This window comes from Candidatus Endomicrobiellum trichonymphae (assembly GCF_002355835.1).
Classification (GTDB): domain Bacteria; phylum Elusimicrobiota; class Endomicrobiia; order Endomicrobiales; family Endomicrobiaceae; genus Endomicrobiellum; species Endomicrobiellum trichonymphae.
Genome location: NZ_AP017459.1, coordinates 1,049,104 through 1,074,521, shown reverse-complemented (window position 1 = coordinate 1,074,521; position 25,418 = coordinate 1,049,104). Strand labels below are relative to the sequence as shown.

Below are 25,418 nucleotides of genomic sequence, written 5' to 3'. Positions count from 1 at the left end.
CTGTTGCGTCATTAAAAACGGCAGAGAGGTCAAATCCACAATGACAAAACTGTATTTTTTAGTCACTTTGAATGGATTGAAGTGACTTGGCTTGGAACTCACTTAACATTTATTTATACAAACTAGGAGTAAAAGTGAAGATATCAGTGTTTGATACAACGTTAAGAGACGGTTCGCAGGGAGCCGGAATAGCTTTTACTGTTGAGGATAAAATAAAAATTGCAAAAGCTTTAGACTCTTTTGGAATTTCATATATTGAAGGTGGCTGGCCAGGCTCTAATCCTAAAGACGAACTGTTTTTTTCTCAGATGAAAAAGCTTGGCAGTCTGAGACTCAAAAATGCGAAACTTACGGCTTTCAGTTCTACGCGTCGCAAGGGAAGCAAGGCTTCGGAAGATAAAAGTTTACATGCAATAGCTAAATCGGGAGTTAAGACGGCATGTATATTCGGCAAGTCTTGGGATTTGCACGTCAAATATGCGCTTAAAACCACAAACGAAGAAAATCTGAAAATGATTTTTGACAGTGTAGCTTTCCTGAAATCTAAAAAGCTTGAAGTGATATTTGACGCAGAACATTATTTTGATGGTTATAGAAACAATAGAGAATATGCTCTTGAAACAGTGCGGACCGCCATTGACGGGGGAGCGGATATAATCTGTCTATGCGAAACAAACGGCGGAATGCTGCCTTCCGACATACAGAGTATTATCAGAAAAACAATAAGTTTTTTTCCAAAAGCCAAGTTTGGGATACATGCTCATAATGATTCCGGATGTGCCGTTGCAAATTCCATCGCTGCCGTTGAAGAAGGTTGCGTTATGGTTCAGGGTACGATAAACGGAATTGGTGAGAGATGTGGGAATGCAAATTTGTGTTCAATAATACCTGCTCTTGAGTTTAAGAGAAATTATGAATGCATATCTAAAAAGAATGTGAGAAAGCTTTCGGAACTTTCAAGATATGTTGATGAGATAGCAAATCTCGTGCCGGACGATTCAAGTCCGTATATCGGAAACAATGCTTTTGCGCACAAAGCTGGAATACATGTTTCCGCAATAGAAAGAAATCCTGAAACTTATGAGCATATAAGTCCTGCCCTTGTCGGGAATAAAAGAAGAATTCTGATAAGCGATTTATCCGGTAAAAGCAATATTATGTCTAAGTTCAATGAGATGGGAATGGGCATTAAAGACACTGATGACGGAAATGCCTCTGAAAAAATTAAAAAAGTTATAGAGATAGTTAAAGAAAAGGAAAATAACGGATACCAATACGAAAATGCCGATGCTTCTTTCTTTTTAATTACAAAGAAAGCTTTAGGATCTTTTAAACCCTTTTTTTCTTTAGTGTGTTACAGACTTATGGTTGAAAAAGATTCTGACGGAAATATAGTTTCCGAAGCGACAGTTAAGCTTGATGTAAGAGGCAAAGAAGAACATACTGTTGCGGAAGGCAACGGTCCGGTCGATGCTTTAAACAACTGCCTGCGCAAGGCATTGATAAAATATTATCCGGATATAAAAAGCGTATTTTTGATGGACTTTAAAGTGAGAGTTGTAAACAGCGACGCAAATACAGCTGCAAAAGTAAGAGTGTTGATTGAATCTTCCGACGCTTCAAAAAGCTGGGGAACAATCGGCGTCAGCGAAAATATCATAGATGCATCTTGGCAGGCTCTTTCCGATTCAGTCGAATATAAATTGTTAAAAAGTAAAAAGTAATCAAAACTAGGTTCAACAAACATATTTTTTGTCAATGCTGGTGATCGCTAAGATTATTATTGTGATTTTAGAGAAGTAGCTTGTGGGACTGCCTGAAATTGTTTCTTTTAATTCAGTACTTATTTCTACATTTTTTGTCCTTTAGCCTTGAGACCTTATTTATCAACATTTTGGTTTTAAAATGGCAAATATATACATAAAGAAAGAGCCTGCAGATTAGTTGCGAGATCTTAATTTAAATTCGTAAACATTAACTGCTGCCACGGTGGAAAGCAAAAATAAATATTCACTTAACAGGTTGACTTTGCAGAGTGGGCAATAGTTTTCTTAATAGCTTTGCTCTATGTTTATTATTCAATTCGCATTCCCAAATTCTTATTACTTGCCAGCCCTTTTCTTTTAATATCTTTGATACTTCTTTATCTCTTATTTTGTTTCTTATTATTTTAGCAGTCCAGTATTCGCTATTATCCTTTGGCATTGTATTCCTACATTTATGCCCGTGCCAAAAACAGCCGTCTGTAAAAACAACTTTCTTGCCATTCTTAAATACAAAATCAGGTTTACCCTCAAGTTTATAATTACGTTGCCAGTCTTTTATAGCGTATTCCTTAAATATAGAGATTAGTTTTAACTCTGTAGAATTATTTTTTGACGACCTTACGCAACTCATTATTGCAGAGCGTTTTTTTGTTAAAAATATCACTCATATTCGATATTCATCTAGTTTTATATTTTCTAAAAGCTCTATCATTTTGTATGTTTTTAGCTTTAATTGAATGTTATTTCCGGGATGTTTAATGCTTGTTTTTGGAATATCCCTACTTATACCACCTTTTCTTTGAAAAGATACGCATTCCCCTATGTTAAACGCCTTTTGTAAATCGGATTTCAGTAGATAGTTTGGACAAAACTTCTTTCATCGCATAAATTCTTACGATAGAAGTGCATCTATCGTAAAGGATTAAAATTTCTCTGCTTGAGTTCTTTGCAAATCCCCACTTCAATAAATCTTTTGCTTTCTCTCTGAAAAAATTACCCCATTTATTCCGGTTTTGCTCTGAAAATAATGGATTTTTAGGACTGCGGACTTTTGCCACAACAATATTTTCCAATTCTTGCTTATATTCGTTATCTAATCCAAAAATTTCGCAAAATCTAGCTACGGATGTCCTTGTGAGCTGATTAAACCCTAATTTATATCCTTTTAATATTAGCCTCGACATAATGACCGCAAGTAAAGGCTATTCTTAAGTCAGACTTATCACCATATATCCCCGCCAGCGAAGCATTTTCTAGTTCTCCGCTTATATTAAATTTCTGTTTTATCTTATCAATTACACTTTTTCGGTCAACAATACTGGTTTTAATTGCATATTCTATATTTCGTCCCGCAAGAAAGTTTCTATTTTTTCGTTTGTCATTTTATAACACCTTTATACTATCGTAAACATGTCCTATCATTTCCGGCACTACGGCCATTCCCCAACTGTCGATACCCCTGCACTCCTTCGCTAACAATGTGATAGACGGGGAATCCATAACTTTCTTAGCTTCCGTTATCGTAAGGCGTCTAATGCCTTGCAAAGTTTTGTAAAGTCCCGTTCTTGCTCCAACGCCGCCAACCAACAAGCCGATTGAGTTATAGCGCGTCCTTTTTGGGCTGTAAATCCTTTCTAACAATACCGACCCTTAGGCTCTAGTTTGTTTTCCACTTCATATTCCTTCTTTAATACGCGAATATCCTTTCTATTTATAAAGAAATCTGCATCCACATTAGTCTCTAAAATATCTTCTAAAAATATATTTTTACGATTTGCTTTAGGAGTATTATAGTCTAAAGCTCTTTTATTGGACGTTTTCATATCTTTTCTTAAAGCTACAAAATATACTCTTTCTCTAGCTTGAGGAATTCCAAAGTACGAAGCGTTTAAAATATTTTTATGTAAAATATAACCCAACTCGTCAAGCCTGCTCTCTATAGTTTTTCCAACGTTTCCGCCGTCAATAGTTAATATATTTTTTACATTTTCTAAAAGCAGAATATAAGGTTTATGATAGTCGACTATTCTATGTATTTCATAAAATAAACGACCTCTAGGACCTGAAATGCCTCCCATTTTGCCTGATATGCTAAAAGATTGACAGGGAAAACCCGCACATAAGATATCGTGTTTGGGGATTTCTTTTTCGCTTATTTACGTAATATCTCCGCTTGGTTTTTCCCCAAAATTTTTTTTATAGGCTTCTTGTACATAAGTATCTATGTCGCTTGAAAAAACGCACTCTAATCCTCTTTTTTCTAAAGCAACCCTAAATCCGCCGATGCCGCAGAGCAAATCTATAAATTTATACATGTAATACTCCTCTAAAAATACAAAAGCGAAAGTCAAATGTAACCTTGATTTTTCCTTTAATTTCAAAGTCCTCTAATGATATTAGAGGACTTTTGATGTTGATTTTGTGCCAACTGCATATATACGATATGTATAGTTCTTTTTATTTATTTTTCTGCTTTTGCTTTTGTTGACGTCAGTCGTGCATAATAGTAGTTCAAGTCTACGTATCAATATTTTTTAAATGGAACTTACCTATCATTTTATAACTAAGTTATAAAGCAAGTTCACGTAATTATATATCAACTACTGCAAAATATCCTTTATTGTCTATATATTGACTATTTTATTTTTTCCAAATATGTACTAAACTTCTACGATTTAACCTAAACGTTTTGCTTTTGTGCAGTGTCTTGTCTCTTTTGAAATCTTATAAGTTTTCGGGCATTTTTTCATTAAAAAGCGTTCAAAAGTTTCTGATAACTTGCCATTGGCCAGAACTCGTCTGCAACCAAATCCTCAGCAGTGTCAACTTTGTCTCTTAATTTTGTCAGAATTTCTGTGCCTTTAGATGAAAATTCATCGGTTGTTGCGGTAATATCACTGTGATCTGCAGCAAGAAAACTATCCAGATCAATACAATATTTTTTTATATCGTCGTAAAGTTTAATGAAAATTTTTAACTCTTTTGAGAATATTTCTGGCTTTATGTTGAACTTGCCCAAGTTTTTGTTTGCCTTTGCCAAAAGATTTATATGTTTAAGAATTGCAGGAAGTAGGAGAGTGTTTACAACTTTTTCCGCATATTTGTATTCAATCTCTTTTGTCTTTTTACATAGCCTTCAAGTTTTACCTCGATTTTTGACCTTAATTCTCTTTCGGTTAATATGTTATATTTTGAAAAAACTTTTATTACATCGTCAGTAAGAAAAAGTTTCAATGCCTGCGGAGTATTCTTTGCATTAGGCAGTCCTCTTTTTACGGCTTCTTCATGCCAGTCCTGAGAATATCCGTTTTTCTCAAATCTGATGTCTTTTGTTTCCGTAATTATTTCTTTTACCACTTCTAAAGCTTTCCTTTTTACGTCATCGCCTTTCTTTGCTTCAATTCTCTTGTATATTTCGTCAAATCCGTAAGCCGCAATAAGATTAAGCGTAGTTCCCGACTCTGCCGGACTTGATGAGGATCCGAGTGCTCTGAATTCAAACTTGTTGCCAGTGAAGGCGACAGTCGAAGTTCTATTTCTGTCGGAATAATCCTTATTGACTTTCGGAAGATTCTGTATGCCCAGCGTAATTTCGTTTACTTCTTTTTCATTTATTGTGCTTGCTTTTTCTATTGAATCTAAAAGATCGTTTATAGATTCGCCTAAGTAAACGGACATAATTGCCGGCGGAGCTTCATTTGCGCCTAGTTTGTAGTCGTTACCAGCGTCTGCAACGCTTGCTCTTAAGATTCCGCCGAATTTCTTTATGCCAAGCAATACTGCGCTGATGGCTAAAAGAAACGATATGTTCTTAAGCGGAGATTTTGAAGGTTCAAAATAGTTTGTACCGGTATTATCGACTATAGACCAATTGAAATGTTTTCCCGAGCCGTTTACTCCCGCAAACGGTTTTTCGTGCGATAGAGCAACCATATTGTGCTTATCGGCAACTTTTATAAGAGTTTCCATTATCTGTAAGTTGTGGTCTATTGCTAGATTTTCTTCCTGATAGAGAGGCGCCAGTTCAAACTGGTTTGGAGCGACTTCATTGTGTCTTGTTTTTAGCGGGATGCCTTTTCGATATAGTTCATGATCGACATCTTCCATGAATTCTAAAATATTCCCTTTAATATTTCCAAAGTAGTGGTCTTCCATTTGTTGCCCTTTTGCAGGCGTATTGCCGAAAAGAGTTCTTCCGGTAATCGCGATATCAGGTCTTGATTTTACTATTTCTTTTGAAAGGAGAAAATATTTCTGTTCAATGCCTGCAAAAACTTTTATATATTTTGCGTTTTTATTTCCAAGCAGTTTCTGAAGATTTATTAATTTTTCGTTTAAAGCGGTAAGGGGTCTGAGCAGAGGCGTTTTAAGATCGAGAACTTCTCCGGTCCATGAAAGGAAAACTGAAGGAATTACCAGAACCTTTGTTTTCCCTGCTTCAAGAAGAAATACAGGAGATGTGGGATCCCTCCCCTCATGCGGTATATCCTCTTGCTTCAAAGGTTGACCTTATTCCGACTGATGGAAAAGAAGAAGCGTCAGGTTCAGATTGGACAAGCTGGGAAGCTGAGAATCTCTCTATTATTTCTCCGTCAGCACTCTGTAATCTATAAATGAATCGTGTTTCTGAGCGGTGCCAACACTCTTTGAGGCTGAAACCAATGTGTAAAATGCGTTGCACCGTTTTCGAGCGCCCATTCTTTCATTGCGTGCGCAAACTTCACCCGCTATTGACTGATCTAAAGATTCCAAATTTTCAATAGCCGCTGTAAGTTTTTTGTAAATATTTTTACTTGATTTTTGTTCCATTACTTTCTTTGTGAATACTAATTCAGCATAGTAATCATGAATTGATCGCATAAATTCTCCTTCTTACTATCTTTGTAAAAATGTACATTAATTTAACATTTTGCCGGATATGATGTCAACATGAAAATATATAAAGTTTTAGATTGTTTATTTATGATTTTGTTGTTTTTTGCCAAAATTGGGTCAAGGATGCGGAAAAAACGCCGAAAATTTTAATCTCCGGCGTTCTTTGTCGCTTTATATTTTATTTAAGCCTGTTATTTCACTTGAAGGATATTGAGGATGTAAACTATAATTACGATACTGCAGAGAACGTAGCGTCCTATAGGTATAGTCCATGTACCGATCGGTTTAGAGCGTCCACTTTGAATTTCCTGAAAAACCATGCTTTTTGGAACAATCCAAAAAAAGAAAATACCGCTGACTAAAGCGCAAAACGGGATTAAATGGATTTCAAGAATATCAATGACACATCTGATATTTCCCACTACAAAAATATTGCACATAAATGCCGTTATTACGCAGACAGCGGCTACGGCCCAAAGCCTGGAAATTTTAAGTTTATTTTGCATTACTTCAACCACGACTTCAAACATGCCTATAAGCGAGGTAATCGCGGCAGAAAATACCGCAATAAAGAAAATAAACATGAAAAATTGTCCCAAAGGTATGCCTTTAAAAATATCAGGCATTGTTATAAACATAAGAGCGGGTCCGGCTTTGATGTCTTTGCCGAAAGCAAATACAGCGGGAATTATTAGCAAAGCTGCAATTATTGAAGCCATTGTATCTAAAACTACAATATTCTTTGCGGAAGAAATTATATCGTCGCTCTTATTTGAGTAAGAACCGTATACTACCATAGTCGATCCTCTTATTGACAGTGAGTAAAAAACCTGTCCCAGAGCCAGCATCCACGTTCTGGGATCAAATAGAAATTCCCATCTAGGGGTAAGAAGATATTTGTATCCTTCCAAAGCATGCGGCAGAAAAATAACTCTTATTGCCAAGACCAAAAGCAGAATAATAACTGCAGGAATCATAAATTTACAACATCTTTCAATGCCTTTTTCAATGCCTTTTACTATGGCTATACCGGTAGTAAGCACAGTGATGATGATCCATAATAAGGGTTGGCTGTTGTTGACGAAATCAAAATATTGAGAGCTGTCAGTCGCATTAAAAGCCGAACCGGTAGCCGACCCTACCAGAAAACGCACTACCCATGATACTACCAAAGTATAACCTACTGCTTGTATCAAAGAAACTAAAACACATATCCATCCGAAAATCTCTCCCATTTTTCCGTTTTTGCCCCGTATTTCCAGAACTTTTTTAAAAGCTCCGACAGGACCTGATCCCGTAAGTCTGCCGATAGACACTTCTCCGATTACTGCAATAAATCCCAAAACAAGCAAACAGGTAATGTAAGGAATTATAAATGCTGCTCCGCCCAGTTCTCCTACGCGATATGGAAAAAGCCATATATTCCCCAAACCTATAGCCGAACCTGCGGCAGCAAAAATCAAGCCCCATTTTGATGAAAAAGAATCTTTGATAGCACTCATAATTGCTGTTTCTCCAGTGTGTTCTTATAAATTTTTTAATCTTTTTCTTTGCAGGTCAAAAAAACTATTTTTTCATATAAATTATAAATAAAGATAAGTGGTATTGTAAAAAATTTTTCTTATTTTATCAAGTAAATTTATGTTATGCGTTACATATTGTGTTTTTCATCAGCGGAGTTTATATAACACTTTGATATTTCTTACTTTCTTATCTGTTTTTTTTAATCAGTTATATTTTCCTTTTATTGTCCCGAAATTAGCTCTCAAAAATGCGGCTTATTTGGTTTTTAGGACAACCTATAAGTAGAAGGTATTATAAGCATAAGTTGCAAGCTTTTATTGTACAGCGATGTCTGTAATAAAAAAGATGGAAACAAAATATTTGCCGGCAAATCAGTTCGTGTTACATTGGAAGTTTTTGAATTCCAAGTTTTTTGTCTCGTCTGGAGCTTAAAAGAAAGAAGTTGATATAGAGGAGAACTCTATATAGTTTTTTCTTGCGTTTGCTGTCTTGAATAGAACAGGAAAAGACTGGATGTTTCGGAGACTTCGTTCCCTTAGATCACAGAGAAGATATTTTTTCGCGTTGCCGAAGTTCTTGTCTTAGTCTATGCTTGTACCTTTTTACAGCGGAGAAGAGGAGTTTTTCGCCGCATTGAATATTAAAAAACGGCAGAGTTAAACATATATCTATTGATTGAAAAATCCAGCGTTAAGTCGTTGGTAAAAGACGCAGTTTTCGGGCAGGGGAATACAAGATGTTGAGGAGATTTTGTCCCATCAACATGACAGAAAATGTTATGTAAGTAGTATATATAAGAAATATAAAAGGGATTTTAGTAGGTATGGTTAGGTTCTATTTCTAAGCCTAAATCTTTTATCATTTGTTTGTCGGAAGTTATGTCTCTGCCTATTGTGGTGAGATAGCCGCCGGTCATCATACCGTTTGCACCTGCTTGAAATATCCAAGATTGTAAATCTCTCAGATTTACTTCTCTGCCGCCGCAAATCATAATATCTGGAGTTTTCAAAATTATTCTGAAAACTGCTATTGTTTTTAAAATTTCAACGGGCGGCAATGCAGGCAGGTGTTCGAGTGCTGTGCCTTTGATATGCATTAAAAAGTTCATCGGAATGCTATTAGCGTCGAGAGCTTTTAAAGTAAATGCCAAATCTATTCTATCCTTAAGACTTTCGCCCATACCGAAAAGTCCGCCGGAACAGATTTCAAAACCGAATTTTTTGGCTCTTTTTATCGTGTCGACTCTTTCCTGATAGTTGTGCGTAGAACAAATATTGGGATAAAAATTTTCAGACGTTTCAAGGTTATGATGCATTTTTTTTATGCCGGCTTCTTTAAGTTTAAGAAAAGTTTCGTCTGATATTTTGCCTATGGAAACGCCCAAATGCGATACTTTCTTATGATTTTTAAACATTTCGCAAAGTTTTTCTATTTCAACATCGTTTAAAGAATTGCCGCTTGAAACAATGCCGAAACATCCCACATTTTCTAACGCTTTAGTGGAAAATTCTTTTATTTTTTCAGTATCTGTAAGAGAATATACTTTCACATCGGTTTTATTAAAAGCCGATTGAGTGCAAAATCTGCAGTCTTCGCTGCACTGTCCTGATTTTGCGTTTATGATAGAACAAACTTTTACTTTGTTGCCCTTGTATTTTCTGCGTATTTTTGTAGCCGCAAAAAAAATTTCTTCGAGTTCAAAATCAAAAAATTTTAGAGCTTCTTCTTTTGTGACCTGTTTACCGCTTATAATTTCAAGTATTAAATTTTCCATTTGTATTTTCTTCTTCAAATAAATTTTACAATATGTAAATAAAATTGTCAACCTTAAAATATATGAGATTGACTAAATGAGTATAAGACTGTAGACTTTTTCAGCCGGTATTCAATTTTTGAATAACTTAGGTTAGTTATTAATTATGGCCTTTCGTCTTTTAGAAAGTTGAAATTATTGACTAGAAAAATGAATAACGGATATATTTGAGAATATATTGTGAGTTGTTGAATCTTATCTTTTCTGTTTTAATTTACATTTTATCCGGAACGGAAACCCCCAAAAGATTTAACCCATTTTTAATTATTATCGCAACGCCTTCAATTAGTTTAAGTCTTGCCGAAGTAAGATTTGCGTCACCGGTCAAAACGCGATAATTCTCATAGAATTTGTGAAATATATCGGCAAGTTCAATCAAATAGACCGTAAAATGATGCGGACTCATAGTTTTTTCAGATAAGGCAAGCGTATCGCAAAACGCCGCAAGCTGTTTTATTAAATCTCTTTCTTCTTTTGTGTTAAGTAAAGAAAAATTTATATTTTTGATTTCTGATGTAATACCGCTTCTGTTTTTACTCTCCCTTATAATAGAACTGCATCTTGCATTGACATACTGAACATAAAAAACCGGATTTTCGCTTGACTGTTTTTTTGCAAGTTCCAGATCAAATTCAATCTGTGAATCGGGAGCGCGCATTAAAAAGAAAAATCTGCATGCGTCTTTTCCGACTTCGTCTGCAACTTCTTTTAAAGTTATAAACTCGCCTGTACGAGTTGACATAGTTACGGACTGTCCGTTTCTTACAAGCGAGACAAACTGATAAAGAATAATATCTAGCGCTTCCTTATCAAAACCCAGCATTTGTACGCAAGCTTTTATTCTTGCGACATATCCGTGATGGTCTGCACCCCAAAGATTGGCAAGTTTTGTAAAACCTCGTTCAAACTTGTTTTTGTGATGCGCAGCATCAGAAGCAAGATAAGTATATCTGCCATCGCTTCTTTTTAAGACTCTGTCTTTGTCATCTCCGAATTTTGTTGAAGCAAGCCATAATGCGTCGCCTTTTACATAAGCGTTGCCTTTCGCAAGCAGATATTCGCATGTCTTATCAACTTCTGTTTTACCATTTTTATCCTTATCGGCAGTTATTTTAGTCTCTGAAAACCAGTCGTCAAACTCTACTGCAAAATCCTTAAGATCGTCCTTTATCCAGGACAGAATCTCTTTTACGGATTCATATTTAAAATTTACTTCATCAATATCTCTGTTTTCAGAAATAAGACGTTTTGCAATATCAATGATATAGCTGCCCTGATAGTGGTCTGCAGGGAAATCAATTTTCTCTCCCTTAAGCTGCCTAAAACGAATTTCCACAGATTTCGACAGAACAAGCATTTGGTTTCCGTAGTCGTTTAAATAATATTCTTTTATAACATCATATCCCAGATGTTTTAATATTCTTACAATGGAATCACCTATCGCGGCGCCGCGTCCGTGTCCGATATGTAAAGGTCCGGTAGGATTTGCCGAAACAAATTCCACCAGAATTTTCTCTTTATTGTTTTCAGGAAAGCTGCCGTACTTATCTTTTTCTCTAAGAATTGTCTCAAGTTCTTTGTAAAGAATTTCATTTTTAATACGCAGATTAATAAAACCCGCTCCGGCGATTTCAGCTTTTTCTATAAGTTCCGGAATTTCTTTAACCGTAATATCTATGAGTTCCTGAGCGACGGTTCTAGGATTTATTTTAACTTTTTTTGCTATAAGCATTGCTGCATTAAAAGCAAAATCGGCATCGATATTTCTCGGTGGAATCTCTAAGGTAAAGTTCAGTCTGTCCGTTATTCCCTTACCCTGTAAATATTTTGCGATTATAACTTTTAAACTGTCTTTTATTTTTTGTCTTATCATTTCCATACTTCATACTTAATCTTTTCAGGTTGCCAGCTGTTTTTCGGCGGATTGTTGTCCGCCGATTTTCCTATGACGGCGAGAGAAAAGGCTTTTATATTTTCGGGAAGATTAAAAAGTTTCTCCATAGCTTTTGATCTTTCTTCATTAGAGTAAACGCCGCACCAAACCGACCCATATCCTCTTGCAGTAGCCGCAAGGAGTATATTTTGGGTTGCTGCCGCACAATCTTGAGGCAGGTATCTTTCAAAAGCGGCATTTTGATCGCCTACGACCAAAATCGCTAAAGGAGCCTGCAAAATCATCTGTGCGGCGCGGTGTAGAGAAGCAATTTTTTTGTGCGTTTCTTTGTCTTTTATTACGATAAAAGAGTAACATCTCGTATTTCTCGCTGTAGGAGCAGACATGGCGGCGCACAAAATATAATCTAAATCCTCTTTTTTAACGTCTTCGTCTGTATATTTGCGGACGCTTTTCCTTTCAAGTAAAATATCCATTTAGTTTCTCCTGTAGTGTTTAATATTGTTTCCGATTCTTTTTGTTATATTAAGCAGACTTTATCTCTTGCATTCTGTCTTTTGTTCTTTCTTTCAGTATTCTTCAAAAGTAGTGCATTTTAGAAAAAGACAGACAATATAAAATTTTTTTTTTTGACTGGTCTATACCGTCCGAATATTACTTTTAATTAATTATATCAAAATTTTCATATAGGGGCATATACTTCTAGGATGGGCTGACAGGCAATTTTTTGCTATAATATAGGCACATTTAAATCCGTTGATGCAAAGTCTTAAGGAGACGGAGGGTAAAAAAATGCAAGCGCGGATATGAGAGTGTATAATTTCGCAATAAACATTTAATTTTTTCTTTTGTCTTTATGACTGAAGAAAACAGTGACGCGGTGAAAACATATAAGAAATGAAAGAAATGTTGACTAAAAATTTAAATCCTTCTCAGGCAGAAGCCGTTCTTTGCACCGAGGGTCCTTTGATAATCTTCGCTGGGGCAGGAACAGGCAAAACCAGAGTCATCACGCATAGAATTGCATATCTGCTTTCTTTAGGCGTTGTGTCGCAATCTGTTTTGGCTGTCACATTTACCAACAAAGCTGCTTCGGAAATGAAGAAAAGAATATCTGATCTTATCCCGGGGGTAGGGGTAAACGTATGGGTATCAACATTCCACTCGTTCTGCGCTCATTTTCTGCGTGCTGAAGCTTCAAGAATCAGCTTAAATCCCTATTTTTTAATATACGATTTCATCGATCAGAAAAGCGTAGTCAAGGATTGTGTAAAAGAACTAAGTATTGACGAGAAAAAATTCAAGCTTTCAATAATAGCAGATAAAATAAGTCGTGCAAAAGACAATTTAAAATTTCCGTCTGATATGGTAGCCGAAGCTGAATCTGCGGGCGATTTTTTCGGGATTACAGTGGCAAAAATTTACGAACTATATCAGAAGAAATTGGAAAGAGCAGACGCTATGGATTTTGGCGATCTGATAATGCGGACTGTTTCAGCTTTGCAGCGGCATTCGGAGCTGCTGGAGCATTATCGGGAGAAATACAAGTATATTATGGTGGATGAATATCAGGATACAAACCACGCGCAATATATATTTATAAAGCTGCTTGCAGGGAAATACCATAATGTATGCGTCGTCGGCGACGATGATCAGTCAGTCTATTCATGGAGAGGAGCTGACATAAATAATATTCTGGATTTTGAAAAGGATTATCCGAACGCTAAATCGGTGAAATTAGAGCAAAATTACAGGTCAACTCCGAAAATTTTATCGACGGCTAACCAAGTTGTAAAGTACAACAATGCAAGAATATCAAAACGGTTATGGACGCAGAATCCCGACAACGGATCCGTAACAGTTTTAAAAGCCGTAAATGAAAACGACGAGGCTGTAAAAGTTGCTGAGTTAATTTATTCGAATGCATACGACAATAAATGTAAATTTTCAGATTATGCAGTTTTTTACAGGACAAATGCGCAGTCCCGTACATTTGAAGACACGTTCAGATTATCCCGCATACCTTATGCCATTGTAGGCACGCTGCGGTTTTATGACCGTGCAGAGATTAAAGACGTCATAGCTTACTTAAAACTTATATACAACCCGAACGACAATGTGAGTTTTAAAAGAGTTATAAATATTCCCAGAAGAGGAATCGGGAAAACATCTATAGAAACTCTCGAAAATTTTGCTCAGCTTAAAAATATGTCTATCTGGCAGTCCGTACCTTTTGCGCAGGAGGCGGGTTTAACCAAAGGACCGGTAGAAGCTTTGAATTCTTTTGCGCAGTTTATAAAAGATTTTTCCACATTAAAAAACAGTGGTTCTGTTAAACTGATAGTCGAAAAAGTCATAACAGATTCCGAATATTTAAAAGAACTTGAGGCGGAAAACACGCCCGAATCGAAGATAAAAATAGAAAATATACAAGAATTGATATCCGCTGTTGATGACTTTGAAAAAAACCGTTCGCTTGATAAATCGCTTGCCGGATATTTGACGCAGATTGCCTTGATGAACGATGCAGATTCTCCTGACGAATCAAAAGGAAAAGTTACTTTAATGACTCTGCATTTAGCTAAGGGACTGGAATTTGACAATGTTTTCATCTGCGGACTTGAAGAGGGATTGTTTCCTATGGGGGAATCCGCTTTTAATGACAAAGAGCTGGAAGAGGAAAGAAGACTTATGTATGTGGGAATGACAAGAGCGAGAAAATGTTTGTATTTGTGCTGGTCGACAGAAAGAAAAGTTTACGGCAAGATAATATGGAATATGCCGTCACGCTTTATTGCGGAAGCGGGATTTAAAGACGAGTCTGCCGAAATGGAACAAAACCGAAAACAGAATTTTCAAAATAGATTGAGTCAAGGATTTAACAGGACAATAATACATAGCGACGGTTTCGGTCGTGAACAAAATTTCCGAAGTTTTAATAAAAAATCTTTTAAAGCCGAAATAGTGTATACAAACGCCGGGAGTTACGGTTATATGTCGTCCGGTGGGGAGATAACAAAAGCTGAACGGTTTGATAATCCCGCTGAAGATTTGAGTCCGTACAAAATAGGAACGGCGGTCTCGCATCCTGTTTTCGGCAGAGGTAAAATTATTGAAAAAAGCGGTGTGGGAAACGATTTAAAACTTGTAGTTTTATTTGAAACTGGACAGTGGAAAAAACTGCTCGCAAGAATAGCCAATCTCACTTTAATTTAATATTGCGGATTTCCATGCAAATCCCGGAGATATCGGGAGATTTTAAGGCTTAAAGATCTCATTAACTGTCTCCCGAAAGACAGCATAATTGCTTTGCTCCCGTTCCTAACTTTCGGCACATTTAGCAGTTTCAGGACGGATCTCTGCCCATAATTACTTTAAACTTCTGAAAAAGACTATTACCGTCGCCAAACGTATCGTTAATTTTTCTCCTGCATGATATATATATATCTTTGGCGGAGATTTTGTAAAATTTCAGCAATTTTATAAAATGTCTGCATGGATTTTAAAAAATATTTCTGTACTGTTGAAAAAAATATAAGACCAAACTGTATTATATGCCAGAGTTTTGATATTTCGACCTTTACAGACAAAACTTCCAGCGGGCTTTTTGTCAAATATGCAGATGCCGGCAATGCGACCATTATTGCTTTAAAAAATAATTTTCTTGCGGGAGACACAATCCTGCATTTAGAACACACAAAATGTAAAAACATTTTTCTTTTCGGAAGATGTGGCGGCTTTGGCAGCACAGAATACGGCGACTTAATAGCAGTTGACAAAGCCTATAATCTGGAAAGCTTTTCAAAGATGTTAAACTGTGATAAAAATCCCGAATATTACCGGTCGTCAAAAGGTTTGCTTTCTGATTTTTACAAAAAAAACTGCCGTGAAAATTTAATGGAAACAAATTCCGCCTGCGTTGGCTCTTTAGCACTGGAATCAAATTTTTCAGATTGGTTTAGAGAAAAGGAAATATCGGCTGTAGATATGGAATCTTCAATAATTTTGTCTGCGGCAAAAAGAATAAAGAGAAATGCCGTTTGTTTTATGTACGTTACAGATTTAGTCGGACGGGGCTTTACAACCGATATTGGCGCTGAATCTTTAAAGAGAAAAATAGTCGCGTCAAGAAAAAAACTCGCAGATATGATTTTAAGGTTCTGCAATGAAAAATAATACGGAAAATTTAAGTGAGGGCAAGGCTTTTAAAAATAGGTTTCCCAATTTCGGAGTCAATAAATCTAGAGAGATATTGCGGCTGTTAAGTGAAATATCAAAAATTGAAAAGGTAAAAATTGAGAGTCTTTTGAATGATTTTCACAGAAAAGACTATAAATCAGTCAAAGAGTTTCTTCTCAAACGCAGATACCCCGGGACTTTCAACAAAATTCCCTTAAGTTCTTTTTATCTGCCTGAATATGAAACTGATATTTTGTTAAAAGCTGATTTAAAATCACGGAAATTTTATCCGAAAAATATTTATTACGAATCAGACGCCGGTATAACTCCTCTTTTTGAAAGAGTTAAAACATTATTTCCCGATTCAGAGTATGCCGAAGTAGAGTCGTTAAAAAATTTTACAAGGAATAATTCTTTTACTGTAGAAGACTATAATAACCGCAGCAACAATTTGTTTATTGTAAAGGAAAAGTATGATTTTTTTAAAAAATGTCCCTGTACTTCCGGAGTTGTAAACTGCGGGTATTCGGTTATGAATTTGGGCATGGGTTGCATATACGACTGCAGCTATTGTTTTTTGCAGGGATATCAAAATACAGCCGGTATTATCATACCTTACAACATTGAAGATTATCTTTGCGATGAAAAAATTGAGGGTTCGATAAAAGAGTTTTTTAATTTTAAAAGAATAGGAAATGGCGAATTTACAGATTCATTAGTTTTTGACGATATTACAAGATTTTCAACAAGAATAATCGGCTATTTTAAAAAAAAGAATGATACCTTTTTTGAATTTAAAACAAAAAGCGCAAATGTCAAAAATCTGCTTGAAAGCGGAGGAAAAGAAAATATTGTTGTTGCATGGAGCGTAAATTCAATAAGAATCAGCAAAGACAACGAATTTAAAACTCCGCTAATTAAAGAAAGGCTCGAAGCAGCAAAAGAATGCGCTTTAAACGGTTTCAGTACAGCTTTTCATTTTGATCCGATAATTTATTATGACAACTGGAAACAGGGATATAGAGAAACAATAGATATGGTTTTTGACATCGTGCCAAATTATAGCATAAAATGGATAAGTCTGGGATCTTTGAGAATGCCGGCGACGCAGAAAACGGTTATTGAAAACCGTTTTCCCGGTATCGAAATACTCAACGGTGAACTTCTTTTAGAACAAGGACATAAATTAAGATATTTTAGAGATTTGAGAATTGAAATGTATAAATACTTAAGCCGGATTATTAAATCAAAAAAATCCAGAGCCGTAGTATATCTGTGTATGGAAGACAGTCAAGTATGGAAAGCAGTATTCGAAACTTAATTCTCAAAGAACTGAGTTTTTCAAATTTATTACCGGAACAGCAGATTTTTGATTGAAGTATTTCTTACGGTTCTTTCCCATTTATTTTAATGCACATAAATTTCTCTGCGTTCTAATTTTTACTTCTTACCGCGGATATGTCCGTCCTTAGGCATAGATTCGGTTTACCCGCGTTCCAATGTTATCACTGCTATTTCGCTTGTGTTAAATAACCTCATCGGTGGTCCCCATAAACGCGTTCCGGAAGTTATGTACATAACCGCATCGTTGTTATAATATAAGCCGTAATTGTATTTCATTAAATATTTTCTCGCTATTTCAACAGGCGGAATCTGTCCCGCATGGCTATGTCCTGAAAGTTGTATTATTTTTATATCGCTATGTTTTGAAGCTTCGTCAAAAGATTTCGGCTCATGGCTTAAAAAAATTACGGGATAATTTTTATCTGCATCGGCAAAAACTTTTGAAATTTTTTCAGATTTGTCACAGTCTATATAGTTTATACCTGCCACATTAACCAGATTTTCAACCAAAGTGCTTTCGTTCTGAAGGGCTTTAAATCCTAATTTTTTAAGCATTGAAAAATACGACTCAATACCCGCATAATATTCATGGTTTCCCGAGACGGCAAAAATGCCGTATTTTGCTTTTAATTTTTTAAAACCGTATTTAACATATTTATCGTCTTTGTTGAGATCAGTGTCTATTACGTCGCCCGTAATAACTACCATATCGGGTTTAAAAGACATAGCCTTATCAAAAATTTTGTTTATGATTTCAGATGAAGTGAACGAACTGATATGTATGTCTGAAAGCTGTACTATTTTCAAGGAATCTACAGGGAGCTGCGGAACTTTTATTTTTACTTCTTTTACGTTCAATATGAACGCAAAATTCAATAAAGACCAGACCGATGCTGCCATGCCTAAAATTACAGCTGTCAGAGTTGAATAATATCTCAAATTCCTGACTTTAAACACTAAATTAACCGAATTCAATATATCGCTTGCGACGAGAAAAGAGAACATTATTGCGCAGGTTCCCATGCATATAAAGCCGAAAGTCACTATTGCGGAAATAAATGGAATTTTGTTATGGCCGGCGGCAAGCGAAAGAATACTTATAATTCCGAAAGCAGCAAATGTCAAATATGAATAGATACTGTAAGATCTGCGTATATTTAAACCTGAATTCACGCGCCATGCAATATAAATATATCCGGTTAAGTATATTACCAGTATCATTAAAATGGACATCATGCCGTTCTCAATTGTTCTATAAGATCTTTCCGCGCTTTCAAAAGAAATTCCTTTGCTGTGTTAGAAAGGTAATCGGGATATGACCATGGAAGTTTAACAACTGCGGCTTTTTTATATATCGCTGTAACTTCTCCGTATATGCCGTCGGAGAGATAAATTCTGTGGCTGTAATCTTTTGTCGTAGCGAGAATAACGGTTGCAGGAGTTATATACCCGGGATCAATATTTATCTGTCTTTTGTTGTTTACAGAAAAGCTGGCTTCAGTTGAGTTTGTAAAAATTTTTATTCCGGCAATATCGGCAGCAGTTATTAATTTTTTAAACGAAATCCAAAAACGTTTCAAATTACCGCCCATTTCGGGATTATAGTAATCCGAAAAGTCAAAAGGTATAACAGTGCTTGTCAAATCAATTTCACCGAATTTTTTTTCAAGTCCTGCAAGTGATTTTTGTTCTATTTCTGCACTGGATGAAATTATACCGCAGAACAATTTCGCTTTTTTCGGTGCGCTTATAACGCCCATTCTTTCCACTCCTCATCATTTTTATTTTGTACAGATAAAGTTTACTATAAAGCATTAAAATTGTAAAATATGTATATTAAGATTAGATTATATATTTGAGGAGCTGTTAAACGTTGCGTTGATAAGTACTCTGGACGACTTAAGAAAAGTAGTTAATTTATTTGTGATAAAAAGATTTAATAGTATTTGTAGAGGTATAGCCAGCAAGATAGTAGGAAAGTGAAGAGGACAAAAAGGATGATATACTGAATGGAGAGGTGGATAAAAGTAGACGACATCAACTCTATTTCTCTGTGTCTGCGTAAACATCTACCTATGACAAACCTGATAATTTTTAAGAAAGAGCGGCGAAAAGAAATTTAAAATGTTTTTATGAAACTAGTTATAAGACCGTTTAGGCGGACTTGCTTTCTGTTGGGTCTTATCACAGTTGGAGAAGTGAAATGCAATGTCCTCAATGCCGCGCGACTTATTAAGACTGAAAAAGCAATCTATTTTGACAGCGATAAGATTATGTTTGCTGAAGTTATAAAGACAGGCAAAGAAAAAGGAACGAAAGATAAGTGTTTTAGCTTACACGTTCCGAGCATAAAGCTGAAAACTAAGTTCTTTTAGGAGTTAAGAGACGGGGAAATATATCTAAAATGAGGATTCATTCAAATGATAGAAAAAAAGAAGAATTAAACCTGCTTATTCAAAATATATAAACATAATTACGTCTGTTATTAAAGCAGCTATTTCTATGCCGGTACACAAGCTATAAAGTCCTTGAATATATAAAGTGTCGCATTGAAGCATTTAGACTATGTTGTAAATGATGGTATACCAGACAGCAGAGAGAAGAGCCAGAGACTTGCTTATTTTGTCTGCTAAGCAGAAAGAAGAACAGAGAGAGTATAGTGCGAAGAGTATGCAATAGACACTGTAAAGCCTGAAAGCGACATAAGTATATTATTCTTAAATAATCAATTTATTGAGTTGACAAAAGATTAAAAGTGAAAAGATTAGTATGTTGTTTTGTTGCACTATGTTTTACTACGTTTTGTGTTTTTTCAGTCGTGATAAACTTATAAGAAAGAAGTCTGACGCTAACGCTATCCCCCATAACGGTTAGTTCTATTAATGAACTGTGGTACGTAGAGAATAATGAATCAACTGGAAATACAGAATTGGAGAGCTATGAATATCTTAAAGGAATATCGACTATGCATATCCTTAATACTGTGATGACGTCTTTCTCATGAAAAAATAATCTAAATAAAAAATGAGTTTAATAAGGTATTATTTGTAAGATAAGAAATTTTATGCTATTACATTGTGTTGTCTATATTGTTTTGTCTCGCTTGTTATATATAGAGGATAGAGGGTATTGTTGAAAATAGAACCTTGTGAAATATCATATAATCTCAAGAATTAAAGAACAAGGTAGTGATGTTCTTCTTGAATCTTTGACTATAGCTTTATCCGGACGGACTAATTTATAGTTTTAGTATAGACAATTAGTTTTGAATAATGTTTTATTTAGGTACTGGTGCAACAAGATAATGACCGAAAAGCGGTGGAATTCTTTTGCGGTAGGGTAGTGCCACTTTTGGAAGATTCTTGAAAAAATTAAAGCTATTCACGATTGTTTCTAAAGTTTATAGTACGTATTGATTTCAAAGATTTACAATGAAAAATTTTTTTTTTACGGTATCTTTTACATTAATCTTTGCGACAGATATTTTTTGTTTCGTGAATTTTGCCGAAAAAACTGACTATTTTGTAGAGTTTCAAGAAAAATCGCCAGGCATGCTGGCAATACTGCATGTCAATTTTATAAGCGTTATTCCGGAACCTAAAGAAGCAGAAGAAATAGTGAAACAACAGTTAAAAATATACGGAAATATGCCAGCGGCAAATAAAAAAACGACTGAGAGCAAGAATATTATCGGTTCGGCATGGCATATAAATAAAGCGGCTCCTGCAAACCCCGTAAAGATTAAGTTTCAGAAAGACTTGGCTGCTTACGTGTGGCTTGGCAAAGCAAGAAAAATTGTAGCGTTTCCTGATTATATATCTTTCTTAAAAAAAGAAAAAAACATCGAAAAGCTTAAATATAAAGAATCTAAAAAGCGCTTACAAGAGGCGGAAAGCTGAGCCGGTATTTGCTTTGTTTATTCGTCTCTCATAGCGCAGAACTCTCCGCACATTGTGCATACATCTTCCTGTTGCGGTGGAAGTTTTTCTCTTTCTCTTGCAAATTTTACGGGGTCTATACAGAATTCTTTTTGTTTTTCCCAGTTTCTTGCTTTACGCCATTTGGACATTTCGGCATCGCGCTCGCTTGCGCCTTTAACTCCTTTAACAATATCTGCGGCATGTCCGGCAAGTCTTGCGGCGATAACGCCCTCGCGGACATCCCCAACGTCAGGAAGCCTTAGATGTTCGGCAGGAGTAACGTAACAAATAAAATCGACTCCATAAGCTGCCGCTAATGCACTGCCGATTGCAGAAGTTATATGATCATAACCTGCACCTATATCGGTTACCAGAGGTCCTAAAAAGTAAAGCGGTGCTCCGTGCCCCAATCTTTTTGCAATAGTTACGTTTGCTTCAATTTGGTTCAGAGGAACATGTCCTGGACCTTCTATCATAGACTGAACGCCAGCTTTTCTCGCTCTTAAAACAAGCTCGCCTAAAACTGAGAGTTCGGCAAGTTGCGATCCGTCTGAAGCGTCAAACGCACAGCCTGGTCTGAATCCGTCGCCTAGACTCAGTGTAACATCGTATTTTTTTGCTATTTTCAAAAGTCTGTCGTAATTCTCAAATAAAGGATTCTCTTTTCCAGTCGCGTTTATACACTTAACCAAAAAAGATCCACCTCTGCTTACAACACCCGCAAGTCGCTTTTGACGATTTAATATTTCTACGGTGTCTTTATTAATTCCGCAGTGAACGGTAATAAAATCCACACCTTGTTGCGACTGTTCCTCTATAACGTCAAATAATAACTCGCCATCTATTTCAGATATTTTTTTGCCTTTTGCAACCGTTTTACAGGCAGCTTCGTAAACTGGCACTGTTCCTACCTGTACCGGCGAAGCCTCAAGAATTTCTTTTCTTATCTGTTTTAAGTCGCCGCCTGTTGATAAATCCATAACAGCGTCGGCGCCGGCTTTGACGGCGGCATCAAGTTTTGCAAGTTCACCCACAATATCAATATGATCGGGCGAAGTACCAATATTAGCGTTAACTTTTGTTTTTAAGCCCTTTCCGACGGCGACTATTTTCCGAAGTTTTCTATTGACATTTTTGGGTATGACAATGCTCCCGCCAGCAGTGCCGGCTCTTATAAATTCTTCATCTAAATTTTCGGCTTCCGACGCTCTCTTTATCAGACCGTTCGCTTTTTTATTTTGAGCATCTTCTATCAATGTCATTTTTCCTCCGTTTATATCTTTGTAGCGTACCTGAGAACTTTCCGGCACAATAATATATAAAATATTATTCTCATCTATAAAAAAATTCCCTCAGAAGAGAGACAAACTGTCGGTGACAATTTTGATGGGTTATTTACAGCAGTAACAAAGTCTTGTTTAATTGACGAAATATACTCTTTTGTAATTCCGATAATATTTTCGTTATCTTTAACTCCAAGTAAAATGGCTCTGCCTCTCGCGTTCAAAAATGCATATATAGTTTCATACACTGTATTTGATATGTCGTGTATGCATTCTTTAAACTCTATATTTGATCTTTCGCCCCCGCGGAAAGCATTTGTTTTATTTTTTTATTCACTGTAGAGAACTTCTTTGTCATAGTGCCACCGTCTGCAACAAAAACTTTCTATATTTTAAATAAACAGATTTTTCGGCATCGTATGCCGCATATCTCTGTTTTTTAAAATCTGTAGATGCTTTTGGAAAAAGAGTTTTTGAATATTCTTCTAAAACTCTTAAAGATTCCTGCGTCCGCTTAAAATTTGCAGTTATTATACCTGCCAGCTCTTTCTTTGATATTTCCGGCATCTGTCTGCCAGAATCGTCAAAAGACTCTCTTTCTTTTATAAGTTCGTCATAACTGCTTCTTAAGATTTTATCGACGCTGTGACGAATCCTGCGGATTTTTTTATAAAGAAAACTATCGTTGAGAACAAAACGCAGACCGTCTTCAACGACTCTTAACCCTTCGCGGCAGCGGTTTAAATTTGCATCTATTATTCTTAGAACAGATTCCCGGTTAAAATTTTCAGGAATTACATTTTCCGTATATCTGAGAGCATCAGACGAAGAAACTTTTATTTTATTCTTAACTTCGCTCTCCGCTTTACATTTTTTTATAGCCATAACGGTTTACTATCAGATTTATTAAATTTGTTGTTGATTTTCCTTTTATAAAAGGGAATCTGCAAACTTTCTTCACACATTCTCTTCCGACTATTTCAGACAGCTTATAGTCGCCGCCCTTTACAAGAATATCAGGTCGCAGCTCGCTTAAAATTTCTTTCGGTGTCTGCTCGTCGAACACGACTACATAGTCTACAGACTTTAAAGAGAGAAGCTGTTTTGCCCTATCTTTTTCCCATGACAAAGGTCTTTGCGGACCTTTCAGGCAACTCAAAGATTTATCCGAGTTTATGGCAACTAGTAGAACCTCTCCCATACTTTTTGCTTTTTCAAAAAGATTTATATGACCCAAATGAAGCAAATCGAAACAGCCATTTGTGAAAATCACTTTTTCCCGGCTTTTTGGAGTTTTTTTACTTCTTTCTGCATTTTCTTTATAGAAGAGGCTATGCTTTTTTCCATTTCAAAACCGGATTTCTTGCCGCTTCTACCTCGTTTAATCTTCTGACAGAAGTATTAAACGGTGCCTCTTTAAGTTTCTGCGGCTCTTGCGTTGCTTCTTCAGAAATAATTTTAATAAGAGTATCGATAAATGCGTCCATAGTTTCTTTGGATTCCGTCTCGGTAGGCTCTAGCATAACCGCTTCTTCAACAATCAACGGAAAGTATATGGTCGGAGCGTAATAGCCATAATCCAAAAGTCTCTTTGCGACATCTAGAGTTTTTACGTTGTTTTTAAACAAAGATTTAGGAGAGAGAACAAACTCGTGCATACATCTGCTTCCGGCAGGGACATCAATTTTATCTTTAAATCTGGCAAGCATATAATTTGCGTTCAAAACAGCCCATTCGGAAACATTTTTCAAACCTTCTGCACCTAATGATTTTATATATACGTATGCTTTTAATATCACGGGAAAATTCCCCAAAAATGCTTTTAATTTTCCTATGCTTTTCGGTTTTTTATAATTTAAAACAAATTTAGATTTCCTGCTTTCTATTTTCGGAACGGGCAAAAAAGGCTCTAAAAACTCTTTTACGCCGACGGGACCCGATCCAGGACCTCCTCCGCCGTGCGGAGTTGAGAAGGTTTTATGAAGATTTATGTGCATGACGTCAAAACCCATATCGCCGGGTCTTACTATGCCCATAACGGCGTTCAAATTTGCGCCGTCATAATATAAAAGGCTGCCGTTTTCATGAACTATTCTTGATATTTCGGGTATATTTTTTTCAAAAGCTCCCAAAGTGTTGGGAACGGTAAGCATAACTGCAGCAATCTCTGGAGTTAAAATTTTTTTTAATTTTTCAGGCAATATGCTTCCGTCGGACTCCGATTTTAAAGAAACAGTTCCAAAACCCGCAAGAGCAGCCGAAGCCGGGTTTGTCCCATGAGCGGTGTCAGGAATGATTATTTTTGTCCTTTTTTGTTTTATTGATTTAAAATATTTTGCGATGATTAAAAGCCCCGTAAACTCTCCGTGTGCTCCAGCTGCCTGCTGAAGCGAGAAACAATCCATTCCGGAAATTTCGCATAAGTCTTTTTCAAGTTCGTACATTATTTTTAAAACGCCCTGCATGCTTTTTCCCGGCTGATACGGGTGTATAAAATTAAAAGCTTCGTTTTTTGCAACGCGCTCGTTTATTAAAGGATTGTATTTCATCGTGCATGATCCAAGCGGATAAAAGGACGTGCTTAAAGCATAGTTTTTTCTTGAAAGGTTTGTAAAATGCCTTGACAAATCGTTTTCCGTAATACTGGGGAGACCTAAACCGGAACTTCTTTTTAAATTTTCGGGAATTTGCGCATCAATTTCAACGTCGGAATCCACGCTGTAGGCCGGTCTGTTTTCGGAAGACAACTCATTCAATAATTTTTCCATTTTTATACCTTGCCTTTTTCAATTATATTACACACTGTATATAACTTCTTAA

At 36.1% G+C, this 25,418-nt stretch carries 22 protein-coding genes and 2 pseudogenes; 6 read left to right on the top strand and 18 right to left on the bottom strand.

The features are described 5' to 3' along the window. The first annotated feature begins 134 nt into the window (after window positions 1-134). The gene (gene cimA / locus RSTT_RS05515; protein WP_096525962.1) at window positions 135-1,724 is read left to right on the top strand and encodes a citramalate synthase; all 1,590 of its coding nucleotides are present in this window, start codon (window positions 135-137) and stop codon (window positions 1,722-1,724) included. A 286-nt stretch (window positions 1,725-2,010) separates the two neighbouring features. Here cimA and RSTT_RS05510 read toward each other — a convergent pair whose 3' ends face one another. The 11 genes and pseudogenes from RSTT_RS05510 to RSTT_RS05455 all read right to left on the bottom strand — a co-directional run bounded on the left by RSTT_RS05510 (window position 2,011) and on the right by RSTT_RS05455 (window position 12,348). Continuing rightward, the gene (locus RSTT_RS05510; RefSeq protein ID WP_231941949.1) at window positions 2,011-2,430 is read right to left on the bottom strand and encodes a very short patch repair endonuclease; all 420 of its coding nucleotides are present in this window, start codon (window positions 2,428-2,430) and stop codon (window positions 2,011-2,013) included. Window positions 2,431-2,590: 160 nt separating this feature from the next. Beyond that, window positions 2,591-2,950 carry a hypothetical protein gene (locus tag RSTT_RS06600; protein ID WP_197701998.1) on the bottom strand — a complete coding sequence of 120 codons (360 nt, stop codon included), beginning with the start codon at window positions 2,948-2,950 and terminating at the stop codon, window positions 2,591-2,593. Between the two features lie 199 nt (window positions 2,951-3,149). Then, on the bottom strand, window positions 3,150-3,353 hold the full coding sequence (locus RSTT_RS05500) for a hypothetical protein (protein WP_149030057.1): 204 nt from the start codon (window positions 3,351-3,353) through the stop codon (window positions 3,150-3,152). 47 nt (window positions 3,354-3,400) lie between these two features. Next, a pseudogene (locus tag RSTT_RS05495) lies at window positions 3,401-4,081 on the bottom strand (DNA cytosine methyltransferase). Between the two features lie 434 nt (window positions 4,082-4,515). After that, complete coding sequence (locus RSTT_RS05490; RefSeq protein ID WP_149030056.1) at window positions 4,516-4,785, bottom strand: hypothetical protein; 270 nt, start codon at window positions 4,783-4,785, stop codon at window positions 4,516-4,518. Between the two features lie 62 nt (window positions 4,786-4,847). Further along, window positions 4,848-6,266 (bottom strand): glutamine synthetase III domain-containing protein, encoded by a 1,419-nt coding sequence (locus tag RSTT_RS05485; protein WP_096525959.1) that lies wholly within the window; start codon window positions 6,264-6,266, stop codon window positions 4,848-4,850. Continuing rightward, window positions 6,241-6,575: pseudogene (locus RSTT_RS07240) on the bottom strand (glutamine synthetase III domain-containing protein). The gene RSTT_RS05485 and the pseudogene RSTT_RS07240 overlap by 26 nt, the downstream one beginning before the upstream one ends. Before the next feature lie 257 nt (window positions 6,576-6,832). Further along, window positions 6,833-8,143 (bottom strand): sodium-dependent transporter, encoded by a 1,311-nt coding sequence (locus RSTT_RS05470; protein ID WP_096525957.1) that lies wholly within the window; start codon window positions 8,141-8,143, stop codon window positions 6,833-6,835. Between the two features lie 836 nt (window positions 8,144-8,979). Next, window positions 8,980-9,939, bottom strand: a complete 960-nt coding sequence (gene bioB / locus RSTT_RS05465; protein ID WP_096525956.1) for a biotin synthase BioB — start codon at window positions 9,937-9,939, stop codon at window positions 8,980-8,982. Between the two features lie 253 nt (window positions 9,940-10,192). Next, window positions 10,193-11,857, bottom strand: coding sequence for an arginine--tRNA ligase (gene argS, locus RSTT_RS05460; protein ID WP_096525955.1), 1,665 nt, complete (start codon window positions 11,855-11,857; stop codon window positions 10,193-10,195). Further along, entirely contained in the window at window positions 11,848-12,348 is a 501-nt protein-coding gene (locus tag RSTT_RS05455) for a nitroreductase family protein (RefSeq protein WP_015423731.1), read from the bottom strand. The genes argS and RSTT_RS05455 overlap by 10 nt, the downstream gene beginning before the upstream one ends. Window positions 12,349-12,769: 421 nt before the next feature. Between RSTT_RS05455 and RSTT_RS05450 the strand changes: the two genes are divergently transcribed. The 3 genes from RSTT_RS05450 to RSTT_RS05440 all read left to right on the top strand — a co-directional run bounded on the left by RSTT_RS05450 (window position 12,770) and on the right by RSTT_RS05440 (window position 17,372). Further along, a complete protein-coding gene (locus tag RSTT_RS05450) occupies window positions 12,770-15,088 on the top strand; it encodes an ATP-dependent helicase (protein WP_096525954.1) in 2,319 nt (772 codons plus the stop codon). A gap of 279 nt (window positions 15,089-15,367) precedes the next feature. Continuing rightward, window positions 15,368-16,048 (top strand): phosphorylase family protein, encoded by a 681-nt coding sequence (locus RSTT_RS05445; RefSeq protein ID WP_015423729.1) that lies wholly within the window; start codon window positions 15,368-15,370, stop codon window positions 16,046-16,048. Continuing rightward, window positions 16,038-17,372 carry an SPL family radical SAM protein gene (locus tag RSTT_RS05440; protein ID WP_096525953.1) on the top strand — a complete coding sequence of 445 codons (1,335 nt, stop codon included), beginning with the start codon at window positions 16,038-16,040 and terminating at the stop codon, window positions 17,370-17,372. Before RSTT_RS05445 ends, RSTT_RS05440 begins: the two co-directional genes overlap by 11 nt. A gap of 164 nt (window positions 17,373-17,536) precedes the next feature. Here the strand turns inward: RSTT_RS05440 and RSTT_RS05435 are convergent, their stop codons facing one another. Further along, entirely contained in the window at window positions 17,537-18,616 is a 1,080-nt protein-coding gene (locus tag RSTT_RS05435; RefSeq protein ID WP_172412891.1) for a metallophosphoesterase, read from the bottom strand. 11 nt (window positions 18,617-18,627) lie between these two features. Continuing rightward, a complete protein-coding gene (locus RSTT_RS05430; RefSeq protein ID WP_096525951.1) occupies window positions 18,628-19,155 on the bottom strand; it encodes a DUF4416 family protein in 528 nt (175 codons plus the stop codon). Window positions 19,156-19,593: 438 nt separating this feature from the next. On the opposite strand from RSTT_RS05430, the gene RSTT_RS06285 reads away from it, so the two are divergent. Together RSTT_RS06285 and RSTT_RS05420 are read left to right on the top strand one after the other, a co-directional pair. After that, on the top strand, window positions 19,594-19,770 hold the full coding sequence (locus tag RSTT_RS06285; protein ID WP_172412890.1) for a hypothetical protein: 177 nt from the start codon (window positions 19,594-19,596) through the stop codon (window positions 19,768-19,770). A gap of 1,056 nt (window positions 19,771-20,826) precedes the next feature. Then, complete coding sequence (locus RSTT_RS05420; RefSeq protein ID WP_096525949.1) at window positions 20,827-21,294, top strand: hypothetical protein; 468 nt, start codon at window positions 20,827-20,829, stop codon at window positions 21,292-21,294. A gap of 17 nt (window positions 21,295-21,311) precedes the next feature. Here RSTT_RS05420 and thiC read toward each other — a convergent pair whose 3' ends face one another. From thiC to gcvPB, 5 genes are all read right to left on the bottom strand, one after another. Next, entirely contained in the window at window positions 21,312-22,577 is a 1,266-nt protein-coding gene (thiC, locus tag RSTT_RS05415; RefSeq protein WP_096525948.1) for a phosphomethylpyrimidine synthase ThiC, read from the bottom strand. 74 nt (window positions 22,578-22,651) lie between these two features. Beyond that, on the bottom strand, window positions 22,652-22,885 hold the full coding sequence (locus RSTT_RS07150; protein WP_096525947.1) for an AlbA family DNA-binding domain-containing protein: 234 nt from the start codon (window positions 22,883-22,885) through the stop codon (window positions 22,652-22,654). Window positions 22,886-22,952: 67 nt separating this feature from the next. Next, window positions 22,953-23,483, bottom strand: a complete 531-nt coding sequence (locus RSTT_RS05985; RefSeq protein ID WP_149030055.1) for a hypothetical protein — start codon at window positions 23,481-23,483, stop codon at window positions 22,953-22,955. After that, a complete protein-coding gene (locus tag RSTT_RS05400) occupies window positions 23,464-23,871 on the bottom strand; it encodes an adenylyltransferase/cytidyltransferase family protein (RefSeq protein ID WP_096525945.1) in 408 nt (135 codons plus the stop codon). Before RSTT_RS05400 ends, RSTT_RS05985 begins: the two co-directional genes overlap by 20 nt. Window positions 23,872-23,929: 58 nt before the next feature. Next, complete coding sequence (gene gcvPB, locus RSTT_RS05395) at window positions 23,930-25,366, bottom strand: aminomethyl-transferring glycine dehydrogenase subunit GcvPB (protein ID WP_096525944.1); 1,437 nt, start codon at window positions 25,364-25,366, stop codon at window positions 23,930-23,932. Window positions 25,367-25,418 lie beyond the last annotated feature (52 nt).

Coding starts and splice junctions, on each gene's coding strand:
- RSTT_RS05440 (WP_096525953.1), top strand. CDS start 16,038: ATGAAAAATAATACGGAAAATTTAAGTGAGGGCAAGGCTTTTAAAAAT.
- RSTT_RS06600 (WP_197701998.1), bottom strand. CDS start 2,950: ATGTCGAGGCTAATATTAAAAGGATATAAATTAGGGTTTAATCAGCTC.
- RSTT_RS05420 (WP_096525949.1), top strand. CDS start 20,827: ATGAAAAATTTTTTTTTTACGGTATCTTTTACATTAATCTTTGCGACA.
- RSTT_RS05445 (WP_015423729.1), top strand. CDS start 15,368: ATGGATTTTAAAAAATATTTCTGTACTGTTGAAAAAAATATAAGACCA.
- gcvPB (WP_096525944.1), bottom strand. CDS start 25,366: ATGGAAAAATTATTGAATGAGTTGTCTTCCGAAAACAGACCGGCCTAC.
- argS (WP_096525955.1), bottom strand. CDS start 11,857: ATGGAAATGATAAGACAAAAAATAAAAGACAGTTTAAAAGTTATAATC.
- RSTT_RS05450 (WP_096525954.1), top strand. CDS start 12,770: ATGAAAGAAATGTTGACTAAAAATTTAAATCCTTCTCAGGCAGAAGCC.
- RSTT_RS05435 (WP_172412891.1), bottom strand. CDS start 18,616: ATGATACTGGTAATATACTTAACCGGATATATTTATATTGCATGGCGC.
- RSTT_RS05470 (WP_096525957.1), bottom strand. CDS start 8,143: ATGAGTGCTATCAAAGATTCTTTTTCATCAAAATGGGGCTTGATTTTT.
- RSTT_RS05455 (WP_015423731.1), bottom strand. CDS start 12,348: ATGGATATTTTACTTGAAAGGAAAAGCGTCCGCAAATATACAGACGAA.
- thiC (WP_096525948.1), bottom strand. CDS start 22,577: ATGACATTGATAGAAGATGCTCAAAATAAAAAAGCGAACGGTCTGATA.
- RSTT_RS05430 (WP_096525951.1), bottom strand. CDS start 19,155: ATGGGCGTTATAAGCGCACCGAAAAAAGCGAAATTGTTCTGCGGTATA.
- RSTT_RS05985 (WP_149030055.1), bottom strand. CDS start 23,483: ATGGCTATAAAAAAATGTAAAGCGGAGAGCGAAGTTAAGAATAAAATA.
- bioB (WP_096525956.1), bottom strand. CDS start 9,939: ATGGAAAATTTAATACTTGAAATTATAAGCGGTAAACAGGTCACAAAA.